This is a genomic window from Serratia sp. ASV30, assembly GCF_016428815.1.
GTDB lineage: Bacteria > Pseudomonadota > Gammaproteobacteria > Enterobacterales > Enterobacteriaceae > Chania > Chania fonticola_C.
The window spans coordinates 1-264 of record NZ_JAELTL010000281.1 but is presented as its reverse complement, the minus strand read 5'-3'; the positions used below and the strand labels follow the sequence as shown (position 1 = coordinate 264).

Below are 264 nucleotides of genomic sequence, written 5' to 3'. Positions count from 1 at the left end.
ATGAAACGGCCAACGCGCTTGCCCATGCGGTGTGGGGGGCGATAGCGGCACAAGTGAGTGGCAACTCGGCAGCCGCGGGTGCTGCGGGGGCCGCTGGTGGTGAATTGGCCGCGCGTTATCTGGCAGAAAAGTTATATGGTGCAGACACGCCGGAAAAAATTGCTAAACTGAGTGAGGAGCAGAAGCAGAGTCTCAGTGCGCTATCGACGCTGGCAGCAGGTTTAGCTGGCGGTGTGACGGGTGATAGCACCGCTAACGCTGTGG

Annotated in this window: 1 protein-coding gene; it reads left to right on the top strand. The window is 59.8% G+C overall.

The features are described 5' to 3' along the window. On the top strand, positions 1–264 hold a 264-nt coding region (locus tag JHD74_RS26455), incomplete at both ends, for a VENN motif pre-toxin domain-containing protein (protein WP_199063962.1).